The following is a 240-nucleotide window of genomic DNA, read 5'->3' as shown; positions in this document are numbered from 1 at the left end:
GAGCTAAACCCTGAAGACTTAGCTGAGTGTCGCACTCTTGGCGAAATCGTTGCTTACATGAACAGCAAGCTTCCGGCTTCTGCTCCTGTAGTCGCTCAAACTGCAGCAACTTCAGTTCAAGCAGCTAGCGGTTTAGATGCCGCTGTCGTTCAGAAGACGATGCTAGAAGTGGTAGCAGAAAAGACGGGCTACCCGACTGAAATGCTCGACCTAGCAATGGATATGGAAGCAGACCTTGGT

General features: G+C 50.4%; 1 protein-coding gene. It reads left to right on the top strand.

Annotated features, from left to right (window positions below):
* Nucleotides 1–240: hypothetical protein (locus tag AB4496_RS24150; protein ID WP_372103186.1), on the top strand; the 240-nt coding region annotated here is incomplete at both ends.

This window comes from Vibrio sp. 10N.222.46.A1 (assembly GCF_041473595.1).
Classification (GTDB): domain Bacteria; phylum Pseudomonadota; class Gammaproteobacteria; order Enterobacterales; family Vibrionaceae; genus Vibrio; species Vibrio tasmaniensis_A.
The sequence above is the reverse complement of the archived record's forward strand: the minus strand, read 5'-3'. Positions and strand labels throughout refer to the sequence as shown.